General features: G+C 45.2%; 4 protein-coding genes. 2 read left to right on the top strand and 2 right to left on the bottom strand.

All coding sequences use genetic code 11. The features are described 5' to 3' along the window. On the bottom strand, positions 1-424 hold a 424-nt coding region (locus tag PN499_RS15155; protein WP_272032822.1), incomplete at its 3' end, for a lipoyl synthase. 240 nt (positions 425-664) lie between these two features. Between PN499_RS15155 and PN499_RS15150 the strand changes: the two genes are divergently transcribed. Beyond that, complete coding sequence (locus PN499_RS15150) at positions 665-1,225, top strand: response regulator (RefSeq protein WP_007354216.1); 561 nt, start codon at positions 665-667, stop codon at positions 1,223-1,225. Positions 1,226-1,313: 88 nt separating this feature from the next. Continuing rightward, entirely contained in the window at positions 1,314-2,357 is a 1,044-nt protein-coding gene (locus PN499_RS15145) for a bifunctional heptose 7-phosphate kinase/heptose 1-phosphate adenyltransferase (RefSeq protein WP_272032821.1), read from the top strand. A 133-nt stretch (positions 2,358-2,490) separates the two neighbouring features. On the opposite strand, the gene PN499_RS15140 is transcribed toward PN499_RS15145, so the two are convergent. After that, positions 2,491-3,808: CapA family protein (locus PN499_RS15140; protein WP_272032820.1), on the bottom strand; the 1,318-nt coding region annotated here is incomplete at its 5' end.

Here is a 3,808-nt window from a genome sequence, read left to right as displayed (position 1 = left end):
CCTCACTCCCTCCCCAAAAATCAGGAGTCAACACCTCAATCTGAGTCAGCGGATTAACTTCGCGAATCGCCTCCATAGTCATCGCAAACCAACCTGCACCGCCATCGGACAAATCATCCCGCGCCACGGAAGTCAGCACCACATAGCGTAAACCCAACAACTGCACAGATTCCGCTACCTTTTGCGGTTCCTGCGGATCTAAAGGCATCGGCGCGTGTCCCTTATCCACCTGACAAAAAGCACAAGCACGAGTGCAAGTTGGCCCCATCAACAAAAAAGTCGCCGTCTTCTGGGCATAACACTCTCCCCGGTTAGGACAACGCCCTTCTTCGCAAATAGTATGTATCTGGCGCTGCTTAATAATTCGCTGCACCTCTGACAATTCACTAGCTTTACCAATCGGACGACGTAACCATGCAGGCATTGGCGACACTAAGGAGCTAATATGGGAATCATCCGGCTTACTTGTAAAAGTTAAATTGGTATGGGCAGGCATAAAAGTTTGGTTACTCTGCTTCTGTGCGCTTCGATCCTAGACCAAATTAACCAGACTCGCTGCCGGAAATTTATCCCAGTTTTGGAATACAATCAGTTTTCTTGCTGGAATTCTGCAAGAATATAATTTAAGGTTGGGAACCCTCACTCATCAGCAGAGGAGTCAGTCGTGGCAAGTAACAAAATCCTAGTAATCGATGACAGTAAAGTCATCCGCGTGCGGGTGCGAGAGATGTTGCCAGCGGGCAACTTTGAGGTTCTAGAAGCAAAAGACGGCGAAGAAGGTCTCAAACTCATCCGTCAAGCACACCCGAACCTGATCATGTTGGATTTCCTACTGCCAAAGGTAAGCGGCTGGGAGGTTTTTCAGAAAATCCAATCGCAAGCCGATCTCCGGCATATTCCTCTTGTGGTCATGTCAGGCCGTAAGGAAGAGGTTACGGACAAAATTCCAGAACCCTTTGACAAGTATTTTTTCGCCTTTATCGAAAAGCCTTTCGAGAAAAAGCAGCTCTCTGAGGCGATTAAATTAGCCATGATTTTGGCTAAAAAGCGCCCGCAAGAGCCAGACGCACCAGAAGCTAAACCAGCAGGAGCCGCTGGAGGTGGAGCTGGAGCCGCAGAAATTAAGGCTCTCAATGACAAAATAGTTAAAATGCAGGCTGAGATTGACGCTCTCAAGAAACAATTAACTCAAGTTGTAACCATCATTAAGCAAAAGTTGAAGTAATTGTTAACGGTTAACAGTTAACCGTTAACTGTTAACTGAGAATTCTCCCCGTCTCCTCGTCTCCCACTGCCCAATGTTTCACTGAATAATGTCTTTAGATTCTTCATTTTTGGCTCAAGTGCGCGGCTCGGCTGAGCAATTGACACAACGATTGGATCGCTTTTCCCAGGCGCGAGTCTTAGTGGTGGGGGACTTAACTCTTGATGAATTTCTCACAGGCCAAGTCGAGCGCATTTCCCGCGAAGCGCCTGTCTTGATTCTGCGCCACGAAAATACTAGGCAATTGCCCGGAGGCGGCGCAAATGCTGTCTATAATCTTGCTAAACTGGCAGGCCAAGTTAAAGTTGCTGGTTTGGTGGGTAAAGATGACCAAGGACGGGCTTTATGCCGTATTTTTGAAGAGGTCGGAATTGATATTACTGGTATTTTAATTGACCCCAGCCGTCCGACTGTTACGAAAACTAGAATTTCTGGTCATGCTCGTCAGTCGGTAACTCAGCAAATTGTGAGAGTTGATCGCAAGTCGGATGAATTGCCCGATTTAGATTTACAGTTGCAATTAGCAGAGTATATCCGCCAACAGTTGGATACTGTCGATGCTGTGGTTTGTTCCGATTACGGAGATGGTGTTTTGACTGCGGCGGTAATTGAAGCGGCGGTGTCTCACCCTAGAACTATTGTAGATGCTCAGACGGAGTTGAATCGCTATGCGGGAGCAACCCTATTTACGCCTAATTTACCGGAAGCTGAGCAGGCGGTAGGATATGCAATTAAGAACTCTACAACTTTGGTGAATGCAGGGCGCGATCTTCTCAATTTAACTCAAGCTCAACAAATGCTGATTACTCGCGGCGAGGAGGGAATGAGCTTATTTGAAAAGATGAAGGATGGAGAAATCTACCAGCAGGATGTCCCAGCTTTTAATCGCACGGATGTATTTGATGTAACGGGCGCTGGTGATACAGTGGTGGCAGCTTTGACTTTAGCCTTGTGTGTTGGTGCGTCTGGTTGGGAAGCTGCGGTTTTGGGTAATTTGGCCGCGAGTATTGTGGTACGTCAATTTGGTACGGCGACGACAACGATAGATGAGATGAAGGAAGCTTTGCGATCGCTCCTTAGTTTAGATTGTTAACGGTTAACTGTTAACTGTTAACTGTTAACTGTTAACAAATCTAATTGATAGCGTTGGATTTCGCTTCGCCTCACCCAACCTAAATTTTATTACCAATTACCCATTACCAATTACCCATTACCAATTACCCATTTCATTTTTTCAAAATTTGCCCCTTCTCATCAATTTTCAATGGTGTATTAGGAAAATCACCTTTTGTTAACTCGCGAATTAGCCCCACGCTCCTAAAATTATTATCAATAGCAGGTATCCCTTGCCCATTAAGTTGCACTGGGATAATCTTACCAGAAATAAAATCTCCTTGAGGGTTCATTTGTACCTGCAAAATCAAAGATTCTCCAAGTTCTCCCGCAGTTGATAGACTGCGATATCCCATAAAATTACCCAAAGAATAGGCGATTAATTTCCCTTTGTACAGTTCTAAAGCTCTAGCAACGTGAGGGCCATGTCCTAAAATTAAATCCGCACCGGCATCAATCATCGTCCGGGAAAATAACACCATATTCCCTCGATTTTCACCAAAGAAAAATTCATTGTGATTCCGAACCCTAAGAGCTCCCGTTCCTTCAGCTCCCGCATGAACAGATATTACTACGATATCCGCCTTTTTCTTAGCTTCTTTCACAATTGCTTCCCCCGCCTTCAGTTCTAACAGGGAGTTGTGAACATCACCATAGTTGCTGAAACCAATAAAGGCAACATTAACACCTTTGACATTCTTATAGACAATTTGACCTTTTTTACCAACAGCAGTCATGCCGGCACTGTCGATATTTTTAATCGTATCTTTAAATCCTTGCTCGTGAAAATCCCACGAATGGTTATTGGCGACACTCAAAATATGAAAGCCCGCATCTTTCAACAGCTTGACATAGCTGGGAGGTGTCCGAAAGGCAAAAAGCATTCCACCACCGCCACCTTTAGAACTGTAACGATAGTCAGTTAATGTACTTTCAAAGTTGCCAAATAAAATATCTGCTCCTTGCAAGTATGGTTTGACTGACTTAAATAAAATCTTCTCGTCTTTGGGCAGTTTATTGTAAGGATAGTTGCTGCCAGGAATGATATCGCCAACGGCTTTGATAGTGATAGTTTCTGTTGTAAATTGTGCGGTTTTTGGAGATGGCAACGTTACGTTTGTCATCTCATTCACATTACCTGTTACTTGTTTAGTGGTTACTGGTTTGGAGATGGGTTTGGAGATGGGTTGGGCGGTCGCTTTTTGACTAGGGCGTGGTACTGGAGAGGCGGATGTAGATGGGATTGGCTTTAAAGATACTATCTCGGAGGTAGTTAAAACGTTCGCTGGCGGTTGTTGAAGTTGAGAGCTGAGCACGAAGCCGGATAAGGGGATGAGTACACTGCTAACGGAGCCTACTAGAAGCCAAGGATTTCCCGTTGTCCTTTTGGGTAATGGGTGACGGTTGACTGGGCGCTGGGGACTGGTGACT

The organism is Kamptonema animale CS-326, from assembly GCF_028330895.1.
In the GTDB taxonomy this organism is placed as follows: domain Bacteria; phylum Cyanobacteriota; class Cyanobacteriia; order Cyanobacteriales; family Microcoleaceae; genus Kamptonema; species Kamptonema formosum.
The sequence above is the reverse complement of the archived record's forward strand: the minus strand, read 5'-3'. Positions and strand labels throughout refer to the sequence as shown.